Source organism: Acinetobacter sp. ANC_7513 (assembly GCF_056779915.1).
On record NZ_JBWYIW010000007.1, the window covers coordinates 143638 to 166815 of the forward strand.

Annotated in this window: 27 protein-coding genes; 5 read left to right on the top strand and 22 right to left on the bottom strand. The window is 41.5% G+C overall.

All coding sequences use genetic code 11. The features are described from left to right. Positions 1-37: 37 nt before the first annotated feature. Complete coding sequence (locus tag AC1M9B_RS09405; protein ID WP_035266784.1) at positions 38-283, bottom strand: SlyX family protein; 246 nt, start codon at positions 281-283, stop codon at positions 38-40. A gap of 34 nt (positions 284-317) precedes the next feature. Between AC1M9B_RS09405 and AC1M9B_RS09410 the strand changes: the two genes are divergently transcribed. After that, the gene (locus AC1M9B_RS09410; protein ID WP_481591574.1) at positions 318-2228 is read left to right on the top strand and encodes an ATP-binding cassette domain-containing protein; all 1911 of its coding nucleotides are present in this window, start codon (positions 318-320) and stop codon (positions 2226-2228) included. A gap of 59 nt (positions 2229-2287) precedes the next feature. Here the strand turns inward: AC1M9B_RS09410 and AC1M9B_RS09415 are convergent, their stop codons facing one another. The 5 genes from AC1M9B_RS09415 to AC1M9B_RS09435 all read right to left on the bottom strand — a co-directional run bounded on the left by AC1M9B_RS09415 (position 2288) and on the right by AC1M9B_RS09435 (position 5708). Continuing rightward, complete coding sequence (locus AC1M9B_RS09415) at positions 2288-2857, bottom strand: HupE/UreJ family protein (protein WP_035266789.1); 570 nt, start codon at positions 2855-2857, stop codon at positions 2288-2290. A gap of 17 nt (positions 2858-2874) precedes the next feature. Beyond that, positions 2875-3489 carry an urease accessory protein UreG gene (ureG, locus tag AC1M9B_RS09420; protein ID WP_035266791.1) on the bottom strand — a complete coding sequence of 205 codons (615 nt, stop codon included), beginning with the start codon at positions 3487-3489 and terminating at the stop codon, positions 2875-2877. A 22-nt stretch (positions 3490-3511) separates the two neighbouring features. Then, on the bottom strand, positions 3512-4177 hold the full coding sequence (locus AC1M9B_RS09425; RefSeq protein ID WP_481590387.1) for an urease accessory protein UreF: 666 nt from the start codon (positions 4175-4177) through the stop codon (positions 3512-3514). Further along, a complete protein-coding gene (gene ureE, locus AC1M9B_RS09430; RefSeq protein WP_481608989.1) occupies positions 4164-4649 on the bottom strand; it encodes an urease accessory protein UreE in 486 nt (161 codons plus the stop codon). Before ureE ends, AC1M9B_RS09425 begins: the two co-directional genes overlap by 14 nt. 171 nt (positions 4650-4820) lie before the next feature. Next, the gene (locus tag AC1M9B_RS09435) at positions 4821-5708 is read right to left on the bottom strand and encodes a DMT family transporter (RefSeq protein WP_481608981.1); all 888 of its coding nucleotides are present in this window, start codon (positions 5706-5708) and stop codon (positions 4821-4823) included. A 392-nt stretch (positions 5709-6100) separates the two neighbouring features. Between AC1M9B_RS09435 and AC1M9B_RS09440 the strand changes: the two genes are divergently transcribed. Both AC1M9B_RS09440 and AC1M9B_RS09445 read left to right on the top strand, forming a co-directional pair. Continuing rightward, the gene (locus AC1M9B_RS09440) at positions 6101-7588 is read left to right on the top strand and encodes a PAS domain S-box protein (protein ID WP_481591576.1); all 1488 of its coding nucleotides are present in this window, start codon (positions 6101-6103) and stop codon (positions 7586-7588) included. Continuing rightward, positions 7579-8226, top strand: a complete 648-nt coding sequence (locus AC1M9B_RS09445) for a response regulator transcription factor (protein ID WP_481608982.1) — start codon at positions 7579-7581, stop codon at positions 8224-8226. Before AC1M9B_RS09440 ends, AC1M9B_RS09445 begins: the two co-directional genes overlap by 10 nt. Before the next feature lie 35 nt (positions 8227-8261). Here the strand turns inward: AC1M9B_RS09445 and AC1M9B_RS09450 are convergent, their stop codons facing one another. From AC1M9B_RS09450 to AC1M9B_RS09495, 10 genes are all read right to left on the bottom strand, one after another. Continuing rightward, a complete protein-coding gene (locus tag AC1M9B_RS09450; RefSeq protein ID WP_481607785.1) occupies positions 8262-9254 on the bottom strand; it encodes a 2Fe-2S iron-sulfur cluster-binding protein in 993 nt (330 codons plus the stop codon). A gap of 5 nt (positions 9255-9259) precedes the next feature. Continuing rightward, positions 9260-9592: a non-heme iron oxygenase ferredoxin subunit gene (locus AC1M9B_RS09455; RefSeq protein WP_092766730.1), complete on the bottom strand. Its 333-nt coding sequence runs from the start codon at positions 9590-9592 to the stop codon at positions 9260-9262. Continuing rightward, positions 9589-10359 (bottom strand): SDR family oxidoreductase, encoded by a 771-nt coding sequence (locus AC1M9B_RS09460; RefSeq protein WP_481608983.1) that lies wholly within the window; start codon positions 10357-10359, stop codon positions 9589-9591. The genes AC1M9B_RS09455 and AC1M9B_RS09460 overlap by 4 nt, the downstream gene beginning before the upstream one ends. Further along, positions 10356-10880, bottom strand: coding sequence for a flavin reductase family protein (locus AC1M9B_RS09465; RefSeq protein ID WP_481608984.1), 525 nt, complete (start codon positions 10878-10880; stop codon positions 10356-10358). The genes AC1M9B_RS09460 and AC1M9B_RS09465 overlap by 4 nt, the downstream gene beginning before the upstream one ends. Beyond that, complete coding sequence (locus AC1M9B_RS09470; protein WP_481608985.1) at positions 10867-12138, bottom strand: styrene monooxygenase/indole monooxygenase family protein; 1272 nt, start codon at positions 12136-12138, stop codon at positions 10867-10869. Before AC1M9B_RS09470 ends, AC1M9B_RS09465 begins: the two co-directional genes overlap by 14 nt. A gap of 34 nt (positions 12139-12172) precedes the next feature. Further along, positions 12173-12649 carry a nuclear transport factor 2 family protein gene (locus AC1M9B_RS09475; RefSeq protein WP_481587616.1) on the bottom strand — a complete coding sequence of 159 codons (477 nt, stop codon included), beginning with the start codon at positions 12647-12649 and terminating at the stop codon, positions 12173-12175. Positions 12650-12662: 13 nt separating this feature from the next. Further along, positions 12663-13016, bottom strand: coding sequence for a hypothetical protein (locus AC1M9B_RS09480; protein ID WP_481587617.1), 354 nt, complete (start codon positions 13014-13016; stop codon positions 12663-12665). Between the two features lie 11 nt (positions 13017-13027). After that, complete coding sequence (locus tag AC1M9B_RS09485; protein WP_481587618.1) at positions 13028-14230, bottom strand: aromatic ring-hydroxylating oxygenase subunit alpha; 1203 nt, start codon at positions 14228-14230, stop codon at positions 13028-13030. 110 nt (positions 14231-14340) lie between these two features. Continuing rightward, entirely contained in the window at positions 14341-15675 is a 1335-nt protein-coding gene (locus AC1M9B_RS09490; protein WP_225530670.1) for an acetamidase/formamidase family protein, read from the bottom strand. Positions 15676-15720: 45 nt separating this feature from the next. Further along, positions 15721-16605: a SphA family protein gene (locus tag AC1M9B_RS09495; RefSeq protein WP_481591579.1), complete on the bottom strand. Its 885-nt coding sequence runs from the start codon at positions 16603-16605 to the stop codon at positions 15721-15723. Positions 16606-16937: 332 nt separating this feature from the next. On the opposite strand from AC1M9B_RS09495, the gene AC1M9B_RS09500 reads away from it, so the two are divergent. Next, positions 16938-17354: a nucleotide triphosphate diphosphatase NUDT15 gene (locus tag AC1M9B_RS09500; RefSeq protein WP_481608986.1), complete on the top strand. Its 417-nt coding sequence runs from the start codon at positions 16938-16940 to the stop codon at positions 17352-17354. A gap of 79 nt (positions 17355-17433) precedes the next feature. Here the strand turns inward: AC1M9B_RS09500 and AC1M9B_RS09505 are convergent, their stop codons facing one another. From AC1M9B_RS09505 to AC1M9B_RS09525, 5 genes are all read right to left on the bottom strand, one after another. Beyond that, positions 17434-17970 (bottom strand): GNAT family N-acetyltransferase, encoded by a 537-nt coding sequence (locus AC1M9B_RS09505; RefSeq protein ID WP_481591581.1) that lies wholly within the window; start codon positions 17968-17970, stop codon positions 17434-17436. Between the two features lie 243 nt (positions 17971-18213). Further along, on the bottom strand, positions 18214-19914 hold the full coding sequence (ureC, locus tag AC1M9B_RS09510) for an urease subunit alpha (RefSeq protein ID WP_481591582.1): 1701 nt from the start codon (positions 19912-19914) through the stop codon (positions 18214-18216). Between the two features lie 12 nt (positions 19915-19926). Next, positions 19927-20235 carry an urease subunit beta gene (locus AC1M9B_RS09515; RefSeq protein ID WP_035270651.1) on the bottom strand — a complete coding sequence of 103 codons (309 nt, stop codon included), beginning with the start codon at positions 20233-20235 and terminating at the stop codon, positions 19927-19929. A 22-nt stretch (positions 20236-20257) separates the two neighbouring features. Further along, positions 20258-20560, bottom strand: a complete 303-nt coding sequence (gene ureA / locus AC1M9B_RS09520) for an urease subunit gamma (RefSeq protein WP_035270654.1) — start codon at positions 20558-20560, stop codon at positions 20258-20260. Between the two features lie 96 nt (positions 20561-20656). Next, positions 20657-21532, bottom strand: coding sequence for an urease accessory protein UreD (locus tag AC1M9B_RS09525; protein WP_481591583.1), 876 nt, complete (start codon positions 21530-21532; stop codon positions 20657-20659). A gap of 235 nt (positions 21533-21767) precedes the next feature. Here AC1M9B_RS09525 and AC1M9B_RS09530 point away from each other — a divergent pair, with 235 nt between their 5' ends. Beyond that, positions 21768-22703, top strand: a complete 936-nt coding sequence (locus AC1M9B_RS09530; RefSeq protein WP_092766717.1) for an LpxL/LpxP family acyltransferase — start codon at positions 21768-21770, stop codon at positions 22701-22703. Between the two features lie 22 nt (positions 22704-22725). On the opposite strand, the gene AC1M9B_RS09535 is transcribed toward AC1M9B_RS09530, so the two are convergent. Next, positions 22726-23178 (bottom strand): hypothetical protein (locus AC1M9B_RS09535; RefSeq protein ID WP_481608987.1); only part of this gene is annotated, 453 nt, incomplete at its 5' end.

A 23178-nucleotide genomic window follows, 5' to 3' on the forward strand; every position in this document is an offset into this window, starting at 1 on the left:
ATACTTCTTAATAAATAATCAGTATTTATGTCACGTCTTAATAATGTGGCGGTTTATCCAAAATTGGATCAAATGGAGCAACACCATCGTCAGCATGAGTAGCTTCAACACGTTGATACAAAATTTGCATTTGTTTCTTTAAATCGCTGATTTCACGGCTTTGTAATGCAATTTGAATATTTAACTGATCAACTAATTCATCTAAAAATGCAATTCGGACTTGCAAATCTTCTATGGGTGCGGAAAATGACGCCTGCTCATTTAGATTTTTTTGATTCGACATTATAAGTCCTCATCAGGGGATTTCAGGAAACATTATGGCCTATATTACCTTAAGGGACGTCCAACTCGCATTTGGTGGACCGTACTTACTCGACGGCGCGAATTTTAGTTTAGAGCGCGGCGAACGAGTGTGTTTGATTGGCCGTAATGGTGAGGGTAAGTCTACTTTACTTAAACTCATTGATGGAAGTTTATTGCCTGACGCTGGTGAAGTTTCCCTGCAAAATGGTATTACCATTTCTATGCTGGCTCAAGACGTGCCAATGGACTCGGGACGTGTTGCAGATATTGTGGCAGATGGCGCAGGTGAAGCAGCTTCTGTTCTTAGAGCTTATCACGAAGCAAGCGAAGCTTGTGTAGTCGGCGATATGGAAGCTTGCGATCGCATGGGTAACTTGCAACATAAAATGGATCAATTAGATGGTTGGGCACTTGAAACTAAAGTGAATTCAATCCTCAGTAAAATGGGACTTGATCCTGATGCTGATTTAGCTGATCTTTCAGGTGGTCGTAAACGTCGTGTGCTTCTTGCACGCGCACTACTCACCCAACCTGATGTTTTGTTACTCGACGAACCAACGAACCATTTAGATGTTGAAAGTATCGAGTGGTTAGAAAAATTCTTACTCGATCAAAATAATCTAACATTACTCTTCATTTCGCATGACCGTTCATTTGTAGACAGTATTGCTACACGTATTGTGGAACTGGATCGTGGCATCTTACGCAGTTATGAAGGGAACTATTCACGTTACCTCGAACTCAAAGCTGCACAGATGGAAGCAGAAGAAAAACAAAATGCGCTGTTCGATAAAAAGTTAGCAGAAGAAGAAGTTTGGATTCGTCAAGGTATTAAAGCACGTCGTACCCGTAACGAAGGTCGTGTGCGTGCCTTAAAAGCATTACGAGAAGAATCTAAAGCCCGCCGTTCGCAGCAAGGCAAAGTGAGCATGGCCACCCAAGATGCTCAACGTTCAGGCAAAGTGGTCTTCGAAATTGAAAACCTCAGTGTGCAATTTGGCGACAATCCTCCAATTATCAAAAACTTTAACGCATTGGTGCTACGCGGTGACCGTATTGGTCTAGTCGGTGACAACGGTGTCGGTAAAACCACGCTGATCAAAGCAATTTTGGGTCAACAAGAACACTCAGGTACGGTCAAAACAGGGACACAACTCGAAGTGGCTTATTTTGACCAGCTTCGTAACGTGCTCGATCTTGAAAAATCGGTAAAAGACAACGTGGCCGAAGGGTCAGACTTTGTCGATATCAATGGCGGACGTCGTCATATCTATAGCTATTTACAAGATTTCTTGTTCTCCCCTGAGCGTGCTCGTACACCTGTAAAAGCCCTTTCTGGTGGTGAACGTAACCGCATTTTATTAGCGAAATTACTGCTTAAACCATCGAACCTCATCGTGATGGATGAGCCAACCAATGACTTGGATATGGTGACGCTTGAGCTGCTTGAAGAGATGCTCAGTGATTACAAAGGAACTTTATTGTTGATCTCGCATGACCGTGCCTTTATGGACAATGTCGTGACCTCAACTTGGGTATTCGATGGCAAAGGCAATATCGATGAATATGTCGGTGGTTATCAAGACTACCTCATGCAACGTCCTGATCAAACTGTAGTCGATCAGAAATCTGCGGTGAAGAAAGCAGCTGCAAAAGCTGAAGCGGCGGCAACCCCTGCACCCGCAGTTAAAAAAGTAAAACTAAGCTATAAAGATCAACGTACTTTAGAACAACTTCCTGCTGAAATGGAAGCTTTGGAAAAGGAACAAGCCGAGATTAATGCGCTTTTAGCTGATGGTTCTTTATTTGTGACAGATAGTGACAAAGCAACTCAACTTTCGATTCGCCTTACTGAAATTGATGAGTTACTTTTAGAGAAATTAGAGCGCTGGGAAGCGCTTGAAAGTCTTGCGAATGGTGGCTGATTACCCTGATGAATAAAAAACTCCGCGCTTGCGGAGTTTTTTTATTTTGCCAAGTTTGATCACGCTAAACCAATTACTGCAACCAATGCTGCTAGCACACCTACAATCTTTTTACCTTGTGGAACAAATTTCACCATCAATGCCCCTAAACCCAGTCCAAGAGCATAAATCATTGCCATGGCAGTAATCATGCCTAAAATCTGAACGCCAACATTTCCATTCATCGCTAATTCAGCTCCGTGTGCTGAACCATGAAAAACTGATAGAAACACTGCTGCAACTGGAAAAATTCTGTTCGATTTGGTCCATAAACTTACAGCTAAGATGAACAATGAACCTACAATTCCAATTTCTGCAACGCCATTCGGAATAATTCCATGCGCACCTAAACTGAATCCAGCAACAAGCGCTGTAAGCAAGCCCCATGCCCCTATCATCTTCCAAATTTTAGACATGCTCCACATCAAAACGCCGAAACTGAGTGCCATCATCAAATGATCCAATCCTGTAAACGGATGAATGAAGCCCGTCCAAAAATTAGCGTCATGGTGATGATGGCCTGGATGTGCCATTACAAGGCTCGGAACACTTGCCAGAATGAATAGACCGAATTTATTGCATTGTTTCATCCTTTAAGCCCTCTTGTTTAAGCTTTGAATAAACCTTGTTTTTCAATAAAACTGATAATCTCGTTTAAACCATCTTCAGTTTTCATGTTTGAAAACAAGAACGGTTTATCTCCTCGCATACGCTTGGCATCTTGGTCCATCACCTGCAAATTCGCTCCAACCATTGGCGCCAGATCTGTTTTATTGATAATCAGTAAGTCAGACTTGGTGATGCCTGGACCACCTTTACGTGGAATTTTTTCACCACCAGCAACATCAATCACATATAACGTCAGATCAGACAGTTCAGGGCTAAACGTTGCTGCCAAATTATCGCCACCACTTTCAATGATAATTAACTCTAGACCATCAAACTTTTCACATAAGTCATCAATCGCTGCCAAATTGATTGAGGCATCTTCACGAATAGCCGTATGAGGGCAACCGCCAGTTTCCACCCCCACAATACGATCGGGTGACATGGCTTCATGACGAGTTAAGAAGTTGGAATCTTCTTTTGTATAAATATCATTGGTCACCACCGCCATATTGTATTTATTACGTAATGCACGGCATAAATTTAAAGTCAGTGCTGTTTTACCAGAGCCGACTGGTCCACCAATTCCGACACGTAAAGGAGAACGTTCTGACATGATTGATTCCTTATGATAATTTTTAAGATCTAAATAAACGCGAATATTGTGTTTCATGGGACATGCTGAGCATGGCATATTGAGGTAAGGCACTGCTGAGTTGATGATCTTCTATACACATTGCATGCGTTATGGCATCTGGGACTAAACCATGTAAATGCCACAAAATTCGTTGACCACTCATCTGTCCGAGCGGCACAGTTTTGACTGCGCCAAGTACTTGGTTTTCTAAAACAGTAAATGTATACGCCGTTAAAACATCTTCGATATTCAGATCCAATCGCCCACATAACTGAGCATATACAGGTACAAATCCAAGTTGTTTTTTGACCGTAACGGGCATTTTCAATACATCTTTAATCCATGCGTTCAAGGAAAATGCCAACTGCTGCGATTCAGCCAATAACTCACGACTTTCACGACTGGCTCGATACAACTGCGCCCAATGATTAAACTGCTGTTCATCATCATGGGCCTGCATCAAACGCTTCAATACAGGTAGCTCAAAACGAACCAAAAGCATTTCCAGAACTTCTTCGAAGTACGCAATACTGGATTGCTCATCATGGATCAAACCTTGATCGATCGCACTTTCAACACCTTGCGAATAGCAATAAGCGCCTACAGGCAAAGCTGTAGACGACAAAGTTAACAGTTTGAGTAAGTGAGCTGCATTAGTGATGCGCATGAGCATGAATCGCTTTGATTGGGCTGAGACGATGATCATGTCCATGCTGAGCATAAGCACCACTTTCTGGCTCAAATGGATGATCCACTTCAGTCACCATTAAACCCAATCCTTCGACCATTTCTGCTAAGACATGATCAGGTTCAAAATATAGTGCACTAGGCGTGAGCATAAGAGGGACATGACGATTCCCTAAATGATAGGCTGCTTTCAAAAGCTCAAAATCAGAAGAAGCTTGGGCACACATCAGGCGTTCGGGCAATGCGTCCACCCGCAGTAAGTCACCTGATTCAGTTGCAATAAATGATCCGCCGCGAAGAATACCTGTGCGCGGTAAATCTGCACCAATATCGCACCCTGAAACTAAAGTTGCACGAAAACGGCTCTTTTGTCGTGTATCAAAGTTGAGTTGCACAGTTTCGAAAGCTTGATCTTCTGTCACTGCTTCTATTCTTTGAGTATAGATTTTCATGCCTTTCCTATTGTCGCTTGAATACTTTGCTTTAATTTCAACTCGCGAAATGTCTTGTTCAACATCAATCCATTTACGCATCAAAATTAAGCATTATTCATGCCAACATGAAATCTATTGGTGCATCCCCTTCTTTCTTATTAAATAATATTTGATGATCTCTAAAAATATTTAAGCCCAAATCACCAAGATTGCTGCAATCACAACTAAGGCTAATCCCCAATGTTCGGCTTTCGCTAACTTTTCTTTAAAGAAATAAGCGGAGATCAACAAACTAAATAAGATTTCAATTTGACCAAGTGTTTTTACAACTGGGACACTCATCATACTCATGGCAGTAAACCATCCGAGAGATGCCATAAAACTACATACACTGACTTTAAAGGTCAGTCCTAGACGTTGCCACATCGCCAGCAACGTTTGATGACTGAATAAACTGAGATACAAAAGCATACTCAAACATTGTAAGCCAATCACCGACAGTAATACCCATGCAGCGCGATGAATTGTTGGCAACATTGTTAGTTCAAGACTGGCCTCTCTAACCAATAGTGAAGTGATAGCAAAACACAAACCACTTCCGATGCCAATCACCAGTGTTTTGGGTGAAAATCCTGTAAAACCATGTCCCCGACTCAACAGAAACACAGCAAAACCACCCAGTAACACCCCAAACCATGCCAACCATGACAAATGATCAGAGAGAAAAGCAACGCCAATGATTGCAGCTAAGATCGCTTCACTTTTAGCCAGTCCCACGCCAATGGCATAGTTTTTTTGTTTAAATAACTGCACCATCAATGCAGTGGCTAAAATTTGGCTAATGCCTGCGATAAAAATATAAACCCAATATTTTGTCGTAAATTGAACAGTCGCTGTTACAGGTGAGAAGTGATAAAGGCTACTCAAATAAATCAATGCAAAAGGCAAGGCGAAGATAAAGCGTGCAAGGGTGACGCCCCATACATCGACAGTGGTACTCAATTGTTTTTGAAAGGCATTGCGCCAAGCCTGCATAAAAGCAGCCATGAGGGTAAAGAGAATCCAACTGAACGCCATAAAAATATCACTTTAATGAGTAGGACTGACGGGTTTTATTCTATGCCTCATCCAGTGTAATGACTAATCAAAAAAGGATTGTATGTAGATAGCATAAAGTTTGATTTTATTCGTTAGATAAAAAGATGATATTTTTTGAGCTAACATTCCTCGTGTAACTGTCACCTAAATCAGTTGAAGTAACATGGTATCTAAATTGCATAACATTGAGATCACTGATAAATTTTTCACATGAATATTTTTATATGTTAAAAGTATGTAATTAGACCCTAAGTCTAATTGCAAGATGCTGCCCCTTAATGCAGTATTTACTTATAAAAAAAATGATTTATCAGTGACGATATTTCACCCTATACCCGATAGCCGGAAGCCATCTCAGGTAAGGACCTACAATGACCAGCTTACAATATTATCAAACTATTTTTGATAAAGCGGGCGATGCAATTTTTGTACATGATATTGGCAGTGTCCAATTTATGGATGCCAATGAAGCCGCTGTAGAACTTACTGGATATAGTAAATCTGAATTGACACAAATGAACGTTGAAAAGATCAGTGCTTTTCAACATGGTTTTGATTTGCATCATGCACTCCGAAAAGTTCAACAGGCCGCCACTACAAAAGACGAAGCAATCACATTTGAATGGTTAATAGAGTCTCAAGACCAACGTCATATCCCAGTTGAAGTATGTCTTAAAAAAGTTGAGATTGAAAATAAACCAAAGCTTCTCGCTCTAGTACGTAACATCAGCGAAATCAAAAAGTATCAATATGCTCTACAGTCTAAAGATCAATATTTCAAAATGCTGCTTGAGCATTCTGGAGATGGAATTGCTATTCTCGACTTACAAGGCAAACTACTTTATGCCAGCCCATCATTACAAGGTATTCTTGGTTATCGGGATCGCTTTGTACTCAATAAGAATGTGTTAACTGCAATTCATCCTGATGATCGTATTAAAGTCAGACAGCTTCTATTTAAGAAAACGGAACAACGTGCAGTTGGTGTGATTCATTACAAAATCTTGCACCACAATGGAAAATGGCGACACCAAGAGGCAACCTATCGTAACTTATTAGATCACCCTGATATTCAGGGAGTATTGGTGAATTATCGTGATATCACTGAGCGTATTGAGGCTGAAGAAAAAGCACGTGCTCGTGAAAAGCAACTTGGTCATATGTCACGTTGCAAAACGATGGGCGAACTGGCTACAGCGCTCGCCCACGAATTAAATCAACCACTGGCTGCACTCAACAATTACGTTGGAGGTAGTATTATTCGCATTCAAAACGGTTTAGCCAACACACAAGAGACTCTTGATGCCCTCAATGCTGCTTTAAATCAAACACATCGCGTCAATGGCATTATTCACAGCATGAGAAGCTTTTTACGTAAAGGCGAAGCGAATTTCCAGATTCATTCTGTGAGTCATCTTATTCAAGAGTTACATCCTTTGATTAAGCTTAAAGCAGATCAAGGTGGATGTACCATCCATTATGAATTAAGTGTTTCGCCTATTTTTATATCAGCAGATGAAACGCTCTTTAGCCAAGTCATTATCAATCTCGTCTTCAATGCGGTCGATGCTCTACAAACTAACCCTGAGGGTGAAAGGGACATTTATATCCGCACTTGGCAACATAACCAACATGCTCGAATTGCAATTGCAGATAATGGGCCTGGACTCGAAGGGCAAAATCCAGAACAAATTTTTGAATCTTTCTATTCAAGTAAAAACAACAGCATGGGTATTGGCTTAACTCTGTCTCGAAGCATCATTGAAAACCATCATGGTTATTTATGGGTCTGTGAAGGTGAGTCCGGCGCTATTTTTAATATCTCTCTGGCAGCACAGGAGCGTACAAAATGTATTTAACCAATTCTCATGTTCCCGAGCCCATTGTGTATGTGATAGATGATGATCAAGACATTTGTAATTCACTCACATGGTTGCTCGATTCCGTGCAACTCGAAACAAAAACATTCAATAGTGCTACTGAATTCCTGAATTATCAGCGCCCGCAAACGCCTGCATGTTTGATTCTTGACATTCGTATGCGAGGAATGAGTGGCTTGCAATTACAACAACAATTGAACCAACAAAAAAACCGTATGCCGATCATTTTCATGACTGGTCACGGCGACATTCCAATGTCGGTCAATGCGATGAAAGCTGGGGCATTTGATTTTTTAGAAAAACCTTTTAATCCACAACATATGCTTAATCAAATCCAAGCCTGTCTGCAACTTGCTGAACAAGACTTTATTGAAGAAGAAAAACGTCAAGAACAGATGATTAAATTGAAATCTTTATCACCAAGAGAAAGTGAGATTATAAATTTATTGGTCGATGGACTTTCGAGTAAACATATCGCACAAATGTTGAATATCAGCCATAAAACAGTAGAAATTCACCGCACTCATATTCGTCAGAAATTAGGAACTGAATCTATCGCACAGATCGTCAATATGGTCTTGATGTGTCGTGATCGCTCAATACCGGCGATGGGTTAACCATCGCCTGAGCGGGAGAAAAATGATATCTTCGATTAAAAGAAACGATCAAAATGAATTTGTTGTTGTGGAATACCTGCTTGATGGGCCATTTGCTCAATAGATTTCACCATCGGTGGCGGACCTGCACAATAAATTTCATGCTCAAGCAACTGTTCGCCTAATACATCTTGAATCACTTCATGAATAAACCCCGAACGGATACCTTCAATGAGTTCAGAGGAGGTTGCAGGTACATAATTGAGGCGTTCCCCTAACTCTGTCCAGTCACGTAATTGATTTTCAGTAAACAAATCACGTTGCTCACGACCACCATGGAAAAACCAGACTTTTTGATGTTGCAAATGTGGGTTAACTGCAACGCCACGAGCAATCGCTAACATGGGAGCAAGTCCAGAACCACCAGCCACACAGACAATAGGGCGAGGCTTCTCTTGTAAATGCGCTAACCCATATGGACCATCAATTTGAATATCAGCCTTTTCACGTAACTGTTCATCAAATAACAAATTGGTCATTTTACCATCAGGAACACGTCGAATTTGGAAGATCCATAACCCCTCTTCATTCGGTAGGTTAGACATTGAGTACGCACGAAGTAACTGTTGATTCACCCAAATTAAAGCGTATTGTCCAGGAATAAATTGTGCTGGCTCATCTGATTGAAAATGTACTTCCAAAATATCATGTGTCACCAAATGAGCATGCTTCAATGTTACTCTTTTTTGTTTTGGAATAATTTTAGGAACACATTGTTCGTCTAAACGAAGCTTAATGACACAATCAGATTTGGGGCGACACTGACACGCCAGTAACCGACCTTTACGTTTATCACGATCGCTTAATCCAGGTGCATCTGCCCATAAATTTTCTACTTCACCTGACAGGACTTCGATTTTACACGTCCCGCAACCACCCGCATTACATTCGTAAGGAATGCCTAATCCTTCACGTAAGCCACCGCGTAGCAATACATCATTAGCTGAACAATAAAATTCGGCTTGACCGTCTATTTGGATTTTATACATCGGCATCACTCCACCAAATAAACATTATTGTCACGTACAATCGATTGATAGGTTTTCAGTGGAATCGTACAAGGTGCACCACATGGTTCACCGGTTTTGATATTAAATGCACCCGCATGAAATGGGCACTCCACTTCACAGCCATCAATCTCACCATCTGCCAATGATGCATCACCATGTGTACACGTATCATCGGTGACATAGAACTCGCCATCTTCTAAGTGAAACACTGCCAATGGAGGATAACCGTCAATAATGATTTGTAGTCCCTCACCCTGTTCCACATCAGAGGTTGAACACAAAAATTTCTCAGCAACATTGGTCATTTTAATGTTCATTGAGTTAACTCCTCTATCGGTGAATCTGTGGCTTCAGGACCTAGAATGTGATAACCACCATCGGCATGAATCACACTGCCTGTGAGTAATTTTGCTTTCGGGCTACACAACAAACTTAATGCTTGTGCGACTTCCTCTGCATCCGCAATACGCCCTAACACATGGAAACGTCCTGCCACGCGGTCCGTCTTGGTACGGTCTCCGCCAGAGATCATTTGCATTGGTACTGACCAAGTCCAACCTAATGAGAGTGCATGTACACGAATACCATCTTGCGCTAGATCAAGCGCCATGCTTTGTGTGAGTTGTTCTAAAGTTGCTTTAGACGCTGGATAGACCCAGCGTTCTTTTTGTGCAATGCGTGCACTGACACTGCTAATATTGATCACTGCACCATCAACGCTGGCCTGCAGCAAAGGTCGACATGCCTGGACCAGTGCTGCATGACCAAACACGGTCACATTAAAAGTATTTTGCCAATCTTGACGTGTTGAGGCAGATCCATGATCTTCATACAAACACGCCAAATTCACCAAAATATCTAACTGTGTTAATTTGGCACTTAATGTGCGAATACTGTCATCATTAGCGAGATCTAAAAATTCATATTGCGCTTGGGTTGCGTCTGCCACTTGCTGACCTTGCGTTTGATTAATGTCGGCAACAATGACTTGTGCACCTAAGCTTTTTAATTCTTGCACCACGGCTTGACCAATGTGCGTTGCACCACCTGTCACCAGGACCACTTTGCCATTTAAGTCTGTCATGAAACCTCCTTGTACTCAGGCCATTCATTAAATTGACCTTTGCAGAACAACAGTGGACGTTGGTTACTGTGACGACATTGCTCAATTTTTCCTAAGAAAATTTGATGATCGCCTGCTTCAATTTGTTGTTCACGTTTGCAAACAAACTGCACCACACAACCTTCTAAAATAGGTGCTTTGCAATCTTGAATAGTCCACGTGCCATGTTGGAACTTATCCGCAATCGGCTTAGCAAAGTTCAAACCTACATCTCGCTGATGTGCACCTAAAATATTGATCGCAAAGTATTCAGCATTTTCAAAAATGGATCGGCTCGGAGAATGATTGACTAAACTCCATAACACCAATGCAGGATCTAAAGACACTGAACTAAAGGAATTAATCGTCAACCCTACAGGTTGTTGATCTTGGTCTAGGCAAGTGACGATTGCCACTCCTGTCGCAAAGCCACCAAATGCCTGACGGAGCGATTTCGCTTCCGCCAGATCAACATCCTGCCAAAGTAATTCAGGCAGCTGCATGTTGAAACTCCTTTCGTGACAAGTACTCTTTTGCCCCAGCTTCACCATCTACCGCTGGCCAGAAACCACATGGATTGTTGAAATGCCCCATAAAATCATCTGCAATGGCTTGGTTTTGCGATGCTGCGCCTAACACTTGCAATAAGCTTTCACTTGGTGGGTTTAACAGCAAGTTGGTAAATTCTGTGGTATAACGACCTGAATTTTCCCAGAATTGCTCGAATACTTCTGTCATCCAATCTGCACTAAAGTCTTCATCACCTCGTGCTAAAATCGCAGCTAAATAATGCTCCACCATACGAGTTGCATTGTTTGCGCCTTGTCCTGCGATTGGATCATTTACAATGACAGTGTCTCCAATCCCCCAAATTTTTGCACCGTTATCTAAGGTTGCAACAGGATCTCGAACTTCAGGGCGGAATGCACCTTTGAGCCATGCATTTGGATCACTTAATTCCATATTATCGACCATACGGAAGCTTTGATCTGGTGTTACTTTGGCAACCGCTTCTTTCATGCGTTGGACCATTTCTTCGCCAGATGTCACATCATCGAAGATATCCATTGGACCATTCGGTACACATTCAAATAAGAAACTACGACATGGACCATGCGTGTGACTGTAGAATGGCATACTGAAGTATTCACCTGCACCTGCCACGAAGTTGAAATGTAAGGTCTGTGAGGGTTGACCTTGCCAACTATTTGGACCACACAAATCATCACCTACGACGAGTGCAGCAGCCAATTTACGTGGCGGTGTTTGATGCACTGAACGTGTTTCATTACGTTTGAATAGGCTCGTGATATTGCCCTTACCTGCCGCCAAAATCGTCAGATCATTTTCAGCAGTGATTACTTCCAAATCTTCTGGACTGACATTTTGAATGATGAGCTTGCCACCACGGCGTGGATATTCTTCTAACCAACGGTGATACTTGGTTCGCTGATCCATCGCGATACCTTTGTTCTGATGCAAGAATCCTGTAAGTGGCAATGCAATTGAACCATCTGGACCACGGAAATCTACATGAATGGCTTGACCATGATGGGCTTTACCATCCCAGAAATTCAAACCAAGTTTGCGTTCAAACTCTAATGTATTGGCGAAGAACATCGTGGTACTGACCATACGACCGTGTAACAATTCATCCGCAGGGCGATCTACATATAAAGTGACATCATATTTATTTTCGAGTAGCGAGAACGCCAGTAATAAGCCTGCTTGTCCACCACCGATAATTGCGATTTTTCTCATCTTGAATTCCCCTTAGGCCGTACTGATACAGTGCCTATATTGCTGTGTTCGGATAAGGTTGATTGAAGGTCAGATTCAGTTCGACACGATCAAATTTCCATTCACCCCATTGATTCCGACGTACTTCCGTTTTATAAAAACCACCTAAACAACAGGTTGTTGGTTGGTTTTGTTGTGTTGATGAATCTGCCAGATTACAGACTTCCCAAAGCATCCATGACGCGTTTGCATGATTTTGATCAATGACTTCAATATCTGGCATCGCCATGATATGTAAGCTCCAAAGCACTTGTGCTTCTGCAATCTCTGACAATGCATTCAAGATATTTTGGCGTCCTTGATATTCTCCAAAACCATTTGCACACCATATGGCATCCTCATGAAATACATGCTGTAAAATGGCTGAATTGTTGCGCTGATCAGCCGCTGTTGCATAACGACCGATCAGGCTACGAATCGCCTCGCAGGTCTCCAGATAGTGCAAACGCTGTTCTAGATTGTGCTGGCTCATCTTCGAGATCCTTTTAAACGTTAACTACATCACCAGTTTCATAAACGAAACGCTTTTCTTCAAAGGCGTATGGCACACCTACTGAACCTTTATAAAGTTCAATATGTGGAGCAACTTCGGCAAAACTCAGGCTTAACCAGTACAACTTGTGCAGCTCTTCAGGCAAGGTACCTAAAGCGTATTGGTCAAGTGCTGCAAGGAGCTTGCGCATTTCAGGCAAAATAGCATCGTAAAAAGCTTGCAATTCAGCTGTAGTCGAATTTAAGCGTGCTGCATGACGTTGTTTCGATGTCCCTAAAGCCCATTTCGCGACATAAGGTTCTAAGCTTGAAAAGTCAGCTGGCAATTGTGAAATGATGTTTGACATGTGCATTCTCCTTATGCGCGATTCAGGTATTGTTCAAGAACGTGGTAACCGTGACGAATCAGGATTTCTTCGTCTTGTAGATGCATCACTTTTTTCGCTCGAGACTCAAGTGCTTCTTGGGTATCTTCCATGGTGGCAGTATCTTCTAACCACGCATTACGTTGTAATACTTGTGCAAACTCTTGCGCCCAACGCTCTGAATAGGTTTTCGCTTTAGGCAGGTAATAGCGACCCTCCCAACGGGTTTGGTTATGACCGACCGGCCAGAACTGATGGGTGAACCATACACCTTCAGTCACATGCACCAAGATATTCGGGAAAATGACAGATAATTCAAACGAGAAGTCATCACGATCATTTGGATTGACTGATTTAGGTAGCTGAACACGTTCATAGTGATTCACCAATGATGCGCCAGTGATCTCACCTGACAATGCAGCCGCTGGTTTTGGATTGGCGTTTTTGGTTAAGCACACAGCGCAAGTACGATGATCACCAAACAATTGCACTTCTTGTAAACCTGATGCGAATACATTCGGGAAAGAGCCTGCATGAATGGTCGCCACGTGATACGCTTCAGCAAATGCGTCATGAGCGACTTTCCAGTTACAGTTCAGAACTGTGTTATAGGCAAAGCATTCTTCCATTTCATGGAATGGATAACCGCCTAAATGCTGTCCCATACCACCTAAGAATTCTTCTACCGATTGAGTGCCATCATTATCCAAATTGATGAAAATAAAACCTTCCCAAACTTGGGTACGAATAGGTGCAAGACCGTTATGACCTTTATCAAAACAAGAAGTGAATTTTTCTTCTTCAGGTACACTAACCAAATCACCTTTAGCATCGTAAACCCAGCCATGGAAACGGCAAGTCACGACTGCAGCTTTATTTGAACCAAAAGTTTCATTGCCAGTCTCCACCACAACTTTATTGCCACGGTGTGAACAAATATTATGAAATCCACGAATTTCACCATCTTTACCGTGCATTAAAATGACTGAGGTTTTAGCAAAATCTAAGCGTTTAACTTTGTAGTCGCCTTTCTTTGGTATTTCTTCTACACGCCCCACTTTCAGCCAAACTTTTGAGAAAACTTTTTCAATTTCCTCTTGATAGATCTCTGGCGAAATACATGGTTCGGTTGGAATCGGCTCAATACCAAGTTCTGGATATAAATCGCCCCAACGGAGTTTTGCATTACTGTTCATATGACATTCCTGTTCAAGTTCTCGTTTCTAAGTTTTAAGTTCAGTAAATTTCATGCTTATTTGCGAACAGCGTTTGAATCATCTGAATCAACCGCCGTTCACGTGATGAATTAAAGTTGGTAATGTTCGCGAACTAAGTTTGCGATCCCCAATTTTTCTAAAATTGGCATTGGGCATAAGAAGGTTGCACGTACCATTCCTGGTAAACGGCTGATTTCGATAGAGCCTGTGATGGTGCAACGGTTCATAACCTCATCCACACTTAAACCTGTGACTTTTGCCGCTCGATTTAAAGCATTGTCCGTTGCATCATTGAGGTTCTTACCTGTTCCCATAAATGTGATTGGACCACTTTCCTCAATCTCAGTTTGTCCCCAACGCGCACCTAATGCTTTCACTTTTTCACGCTCTTCCTTGGTAAATGGACGTGCCATTGGTGGTAAGTCATCTGGTGCTTGAAGTAAAATTGGGCCGTCAATTGTTAAACCTTTAATCACTTCCACTTGTAATTCTGTTTCGCCTGAAACGTCCGTGGCATGCCCTGCAATTTCACCATTGCCTTGTTGCGCATGCATATCTCCCATGTAGACACCTGCACCTGGTACTTTCACAGGACAAATCAAAATACAGCCTGGACGAATCGAATTGGTATCCATGTGACCGTCTGTTTTGGCTGCGATAAGTTCTTCTTCAGTCATTCCGAATTTATGCGGTGCATCAATCAAATACTGACCAAAGTCGTGGCAGTTGTGAGAGTCTGGTAAGTCACGTGAAGGTGTCGTACCAATATTTCCGAGGAATGGACGCATATGCGCAGCAACCCCAGGCATATCAGCACGTGCAAGCGACAAGATTGAATGTTGCGCTGCATGTTCAGGCAGTGCAGAAAGCTCATTGGCATTGCCTGCTAACTTGTTGGCAATCTCTTGATTGACCGTCAAGCTCACTTTGTTTTCTTCATCCAACACAATCACATAACCATGTGAAAAGCGAAAAGCACTGACTTCTGCCCCACAGTTTTTACAGTGAATCGCATCTTCACCAATTCCTTCTACATAACTTGCCGGTTGCTCTGTACCACATGCTTCACAGTATTTCGCAACAAACGGATCGCCTTTATAACGCCCTTCAACAAATTGCATCACACCCGATGAGGTTGCTGTAGAAGTGACATGCATATCCTTAATCTTTAAAGCGACAGCATCACCTACCTCTGCACCTTCAATAAAGACAGGGAGTGTCACTTCATGACCACCTTGGAATGCAGGTGTAATCATTGGACCCCAACAGCCAGGCGGTGTGCCTGTTTTTAACGTTCCACCATTTTTTAAAGGTCCCAGCATACGTTGGCTTGGTCCCACAATACCGCCTGAAAACTCATTCACCACTAAATAATCGACAGCTCCAGCACTGCCTGCTGCATATTCTTGATTCTCAATTTTCATGGCCTTACCTCTATATGCTTGCTCTAATGTTTGGGTAACAATGTTTTAAAATGGAATGGTGATATCAATTGCGAACTTCTGACCTTCTGGTCGGTTTTCAACATCAAATTCTTTTTGATATTTCGCTGCGATTGCATACCCTTTAGGGAATTGATAGCGAACCTGTGGTCCTACGCTGGCTGCTTTAGCTTTAAAATCACCTAAAACAGCACCTTCACCTGAGTCACCTTCAAGCTGACGATGTACGTAACCACCAACACCAACCGCCAAAGGTCCCATGTGTTTCGCGACTAAGTAATCGACATGCAAAGCATTACCCGACTCGTATTTGGTATCTTTATTCTCGAAATTGATGTCATACATCCACTTGGTACTGACTTCGATACCTTGTTTATTTAAGTATGTGGTCGAGATAATCGGTTGAATGGTGTAATAATTACGTCCAATATTTGCGAGTCTATTTTTGTTGTAAGAGCCAACTGGAATATAAAAGTCGACACCTGTCGCCACATGCCAATCCCCTTTATGCCAACCCAATAAGAATGGATCGATAATGAGATCACCCATTGCCATGTGATCATCTTGACGACCACCTAATGTAAGATCTGCATTGGCATATACAAGGAATGCATGCATGCCCCATGTCGCGCCTAAAAATGTTTTGTCACTGACATAGACACCACGAGCAACTGTGGCAAAAGTATCAATTTTAAAATCATCAAATACTGGATGATCATTTTTAAATTTATCTGCGTTGTAGTATTGGTTATAACTGACGAGATACATCCCAGGTGGCGGCATTGCTCCACCAAAAAAACTCTCTGTCCCATCTGGATAAGCACTTCCGCCATTTTCAGCGGCAAGCGCTAAACTTGCGCTACTGAAAAGACATGTGGTCAATGCCACAGAAGTTAGATATTTCCTTACCATTACCGCATCCCCCTCGTTGCTAAATTCCTTGCTGGCGATGTTCTAAATCGTCTAGCGCATGTCTTAATCTAGTCTTGAAAGGAGGCAGGGAAATATAAGGATGAATCTATGTTGAATTAAGGGATTATCTTGTAGAAATATTGATTTTTTCTCACCGGTATAGAGGTTTTAGAGAAATAAAATAGGTTTTCTTTACTATAGTGATAGGTAAAATCCCCTATAAATGTGAATGCTTTTTTATTTAAATTACATGTTTTGAAACATTTGAAAGTTAGCGTTGTCATATCGCTGTTGTACTTTGTAGAACACAGAGCAGCTAGATGTGCACAATCATGAATATTAAAAGTAACCCAATCATCGGCGTGGGCATCATGTTGATTGATCAACGTCAAAAAGTTCTATTGGGTTATAGAAACAAAAATGATGAACCTGCCTCATGGTGTTTTCCAGGTGGAAAAATGGATGCGCATGAATCAGTTGAGGATGCTGCAGTACGCGAATTGTTAGAGGAAACTGCTTTAGATCTGAGTCAATATATTGAGTCTATTCAACCCTTAAATACGATCATTGATCAAAATGCTGAGGCGGTGAAGATTACGTTCGGAACGATTTATCAACTTTTAGATGAACGTTTAAAAACTCAAATTTGCGTGACAGAACCTGAGATTTTTGAGCGTTGGGAATGGTTTAGCATTGATGAGCTTCCACAACCACTTTTTTCTGAAACTGAAGTCATGATTAGACATTGACTCAAACAATTTCAAGATAAAAAATGGTCTGTATATTCCTTGTCTAAGAAAGATTAGTTTTAATAAATTAATTTCAAAATTATTTTATAAAGGTATCTTTATTTATTTCATATAAAATATGATTTTCAAGAATATGCCCTGTAGGTAATTCTGGATGCTTGAATTGCTTAACTTCGGTCATACCTAGCCTTTTCATAACTGCTTCTGAAGGCTTATTTGTCAAAGCTGTAAATGCAACTACTTTATTTAAATTAAGCTCTTCAAAAGCATATATCAATGCAGCTCTTGCACCTTCTGTTGCGTACCCCATTCCCCAATATCTTTTTAATAACCGCCATCCAATTTCAACACATGGAGAAAATTCGAATAACACTGGTTGATTGTGCAATCCAATAAAACCAATAAACTCACTAGTATCTTTCAACTCTACAGCCCAAAAGCCCCACCCGTTTCGTTCAATTAACTCATAAATTTTTTCCGCCATCTCAATACTCTGTTGTGGGGTCAAAACTTCATGAAAATATTTCATAACATCTGGATCTAAACCCATTTTTATAAAAGATGAGTAATCTGCTTCCTTCCATTGTCTTAATATTAGTCTCTCAGTTTCAATCATTAGAGTACCTCTATGAATCTATTAAATTTAATATTTTTTGTGCTTGGAAAACTTCTAATATCGATTAAATTTAAAATTTATATATTTTAATTCAGTGTTTAATTTCTTTTAGCAAACGCGTTTATTCCGCTGAAATTTTTATGTATTTAAAATAAATCGATGAATTCTATCTAATGATAAAGTCTTATTAATTACATAAGACTTTATCACCTATCACAGTAATTATCTTTTCTAGAGACAACTTTAAAACAAGAAATACCGCTGTGCCATCGGCAATACTTCCGCAGGCTCACAGGTTAGCAATTTCCCATCGGCTCGCACTTCATAAATTTCAGGATCAACCTCCATCACAGGACAGTAGGTATTCAGTTTCATATCTTTCTTCTGAATATCGCGTGTACCTTTACATGGACTGATCAACTTTTTCAGACCCAATTTTTCATGCACGCCTGCTTCAATCGCGACTTGTGACAAGAACGTAATACAGGTGTTATGCACACCGCGCGCATTTGCCCCAAACATCGGACGATAATGCACAGGCTGTGGTGTTGGAATCGAAGCGTTAATATCTCCCATCGGCGCAGCTGCAATCATGCCACCTTTAATAATCATCGACGGTTTTACCCCAAAAAATGCAGGCTTCCACAGTACCAAGTCAGCAAGTTTACCTACTTCCACCGAACCAATTTCATGGCTTAAACCATGCGTAATTGCAGGGTTAATTGTATATTTAGCGATATAACGTTTTACACGATTATTATCATGTGTCGCATTGTCACCCTCTAAAGGTCCACGCTGCACTTTCATTTTATGCGCGGTTTGCCACGTACGAATCACCACTTCACCGACACGCCCCATCGCTTGCGAGTCTGATGACATCATGGCAATGGCACCTAAGTCCTGCAAAATATCTTCTGCAGCAATGGTTTCACGGCGAATACGACTTTCCGCAAAAGCCACATCTTCAGAAATCGCAGGGTCTAAATGGTGACAAACCATCAGCATATCCAAATGCTCATCAATGGTATTGATGGTATAAGGACGAGTTGGATTGGTGGAAGATGGCAACACATTCGGCTGACCAATGGCTTTTAAAATATCAGGGGCATGTCCACCGCCTGCTCCTTCGGTATGGTAGGTGTGAATGGTACGATTTTTAAATGCAGCGAGGGTTTCTTCCAAGAAACCACTTTCATTTAAGGTATCGGTATGAATCGCCACTTGGACATCAAACTCATCGGCAACGGTCAGACACGTATCAATCGCTGCAGGGGTTGAACCCCAATCTTCATGTAGCTTTAAACCGACCACACCTGCACGAATTTGCTCACGAATTGGGTCGGGCTGACTTAGGTTTCCCTTACCGAGTAGACCAATATTCATCGGTAAATCATCTATGGCTTGAAGCATTGTCCCAATATGCCAAGGCCCCGGTGTCACTGTTGTTGCAGAAGTCCCTGCCGCAGGGCCTGTACCACCACCAATCATGGTGGTCACACCGGACATCAGTGCGGTTTCAACTTGCTGCGGGCAAATCCAATGAATATGCGTATCGACACCGCCTGCGGTGAGAATCTGTCCTTCACCAGCGATCACTTCCGTCGCTGCACCAAGTGGAATGGTGATATCGGGCTGAATATCTGGATTTCCCGCTTTCCCAATTTTCCAAATGCGACCGCTCTTTAAACCGACATCAGCTTTGACAATACCCCACCAATCCACAATCAGCGCATTGGTAATGACCGTATCCGCAACATCTTCAGCCAACAGTTGTGATTGTCCCATGCCATCACGAATCACTTTACCACCGCCAAACTTCACTTCCTCACCATAGGTAGTGAGGTCTTGCTCAACTTCAATAAACAGCTCAGTATCCGCGAGACGAACTCGATCACCTACCGTTGGACCAAACATTTCCGCATAAGCACGGCGTGACATTTTCATTATTATTTTCCCTTAATCCAACTTACCCATAACACGACCCGCAAAGCCATACACCTCACGCTTACCTGCGAGTGCAACAAGTTCAATATCTCGACTCTGTCCTGGCTCAAAACGCACCGCTGTACCTGCAGCAATATTCAGTCGATATCCTCGTGCCAACTCACGATCAAACTGCAACGCATCATTCGCTTCAGCAAAGTGATAATGTGACCCAACCTGAATCGGTCGATCCCCTGCATTTGCTACCGTCATTTTGAGCGTTGCCCGTCCGACATTCATTTCAATGTCTGTATCGGACGTAATGATTTCACCTGGAATCATATTTAATTTTTCCTCTCAGACATCACACAATCGGTTGATGTACAGTGACCAGTTTTGAACCATCAGGAAATGTCGCTTCCACTTGGACCTCTGCGATCATTTCAGCCACGCCTTCCATTACTTCATCCCGTTTTAGCAATGTTGTTCCAAAATGCATGAGGTCACTCACACTCATTCCATCACGTGCACCTTCTAATAGTGCGGCAGAAATATAAGCCACTGCTTCTGGATAATTCAGCTTTAAACCACGGGCCTTCCGTCTTTCCGCTACAAGCCCCGCAGTAAAAATCAGCATTTTGTCTTTTTCTGTAGGTGTTAGTTCCATAATGCTTTCCTCACTATCTTTAAATATTGATGCAAGATGTGTGCTCAAATATTTGTGTTAAAACAACTTAACTATGTTGCTATGACAAGAATAAATTTATGTGCGCCAAATTCTTGGGAACTCTTCATCAAGATCAAACCAATAACGACGAAGCTTTGCACGAATTGCAGCAAATGCATCATGACACTCACGTACATCATTTCCGAGATAACGTGCTGTCACGACGTAATCGAGTAACGTCAATGTGACGTTAATATTCATACGCATGATTAATTCACGAATTTGATCAATATGTTGATCAAGATAGAAATTTGACCGGTATTGTTCTGGAGGCACTGCCCAAAAACTGGCCATCACTGCATGAGCGTTCATCCCTAAACAAGACTTTAACCAACGATCATTGCCTTTAAAATTTAAACAGTCTGCAACCAATATTTTCTGATTTTGATAAAGCTGAAATTTATTTTGGTAAGCACCCTGTGAGAAAGTTTCATGTCGTGCTTGCCGTCCAATCACCAACATATCCCAACCGATAAAACTGGCAGCAGCGTCCAAATGTACGATTGTTTCTGAATTTGCATTCGCACCATTAAAGAGCATTGTCTCTTGAGGAAGCCATTCGAAAATCGCCTCATCTTGGACATGAATATGAATATGTTGAAATGCTTGTTTAAGATTGGTTTTGTACCACTTCCCTGCGCCAGGTGTGGTAACCAAAGCATGCGAATCCTGATCTATTTTTATTTCAAAGGTAAGATGATCTCCACCAGCAATTCCAGCAGGTGGATGAACAATAATGGCATGACATACTCCTGTTTTTTCAGGCCACAGCATCTTTTGCACGCGAACAGGTCCAAAGTGCTTACGATGCGCCAAAATTGTGCGATTTGAATCTTTGGTAAAACCTAACTCTAATTTAGCAAACCAATACTGTGCATTTTTGACTGGCTCATTGAACAATACTTGATTCATTCACGGTCATCTTCGTATTCATATCATTTTCAGTAAATGTTCTGCAAAAATTGCACCAAGTTTGCTCAAGCTAATTTTGGTTAAAGGTTTTTAGGCACTTAATGTTGTTATTGATGAGTAATTCATGTGAAAAATCTAAGAACGTTTTTCTAAAGAATCCGATTGTTGCCTTCGCCGAAAAAAAACAGTTCGTGCTAATATAGTGAATTACCTTAAATTGTTATCAAGTTTAAATATGAGTAAGCAGAAAAACTACCAACCGGGAGAGTTCCAGTGGTCTTTCTTAATGCCAAAATATTGGGGCATTTGGATTGGTATTATATTTCTGATGCTCCTTGCGATATTACCTTGGGCAATTCAGCATCGTTTAGCTTATCTGATGGGAAATGTAGCTTTCAAATACTTGCGTTCACGTCGTGAAACAACTTTAAGAAATTTAGAAGTCTGCTTTCCTGAATGGATGCCCGAACTTCGTTATGAAAATGCTCGCCAAGTCTTTATTGATCAAATGGTCGGTGTTTTTGAAACACTGAATGCTTGGTATTGTCCCAAATGGTTTAAAGATCGTGTAACGATTGAAGGTTTAGAACATATTCAACAAGCGCAAGCTGAAGGGCGTGGGGCTTTACTACTTGGTACACACTCTACCCTACTCGATGCAGGTGGATATGTCTGTGCCCAGTATTTTGATCCAGATGTCGTATATCGTCCGCAAAATAATCCATTGCTAGATATGCTGATTTACCGTTGTCGTGCCACGATTTATACCAATCAAATCGACCATGATGATATGCGTGGATTAATCCGTCATTTAAAAGAAGGACGACCTATTTGGTATAGTCCCGACCAAGATTTTGGTCTTAAACAAGGCGTTATGGCACCCTTTTTTGGTGTACCCGCAGCCACTGTAACTGCACATCGCCGTATATTAAAAATGACCAAAGCTGCCGCGATTCCACTTTACTTCTACCGTAAAGATGATATTACAAATCCGAAATATCATATTTTGATTGAACCTGCGTTAGACAATATGCCAAGTGAAGATGAAATTGCAGACGCGACACGAACAAATTTGATTATTGAAAATCAACTTCGTTTAGCACCAACCCAATATATGTGGTTCCACCGTAGATTTAAAACACGTCCGGAAGGTTTTGAAAAAATTTATTAAAAAAAGCGGCTGAGCCGCTTTTTTATTGTGTTTCTAATACATCTGAATTTTTATCAGTATCAGGCTTTTTCGCCTCTACCATCTTATAGCGGTTGATACGACCTAACTCATCTTTTAAAGTCATATGCTGCATGTCCAAGACATTTAATATCAGCTTTTCTGAAGTTTTATTTTGATTCTGATCTGTCCAATTTACATTGAACTCCGTACCTAAACGAGTCCATTGATTTGCATGAATTTCCCCGACAGCAACAGGGGTTATAAATTTTGGTACTTTTCCGTTGAGATCAATTTGAATCTCTTTTAAATCCACCCTTGGACATTGCTCAGCAAAACATTGATAGGCTGCTGGTTCAGGCGTTACTTTTTGAGCAAAAGACTGTGCTTTAGCTTCTTTAGCTTCTTTAGCTTCTTTAGCTTCTTTAGCTTCTTTAGCTTCTTTAGCTTCTTTAGCTTCTTTAGCTTCTTTAGCTTC